Consider the following 260-nt stretch of genomic DNA (forward strand, 5'->3'; position numbering starts at 1 on the left):
GGGTGGCAGTGATCGAGGGCAAACGGTCCCAGCTGCTGCTGGACGTGGTCCGTGGTTCGTGGCAGCGGCTCGGGTTCGACGTGATCGACGACGAGGCGTTCTTCCAGCTCGTGCTCGCTCGCCTGGTGGAGCCGACCACGAAGCTGGACAGCCTGCGCGTGGTGGCCGACCTCGGTGTCGAGCCGGTGCACCTGTCGACGGTGAAACGCTGCCTGAAACGGTGTGCCGCCCGGGCCTATCGGGACCGGATCGCCCAGGCC

General features: G+C 68.5%; 1 pseudogene. It reads left to right on the forward strand.

What is annotated here, in order from left to right:
• A pseudogene (locus ACWXWW_RS18145) lies at window positions 1–260 on the forward strand (IS1634 family transposase); the annotation flags it as partial.

Source organism: Microbacterium sp. KNMS (assembly GCF_053851835.1).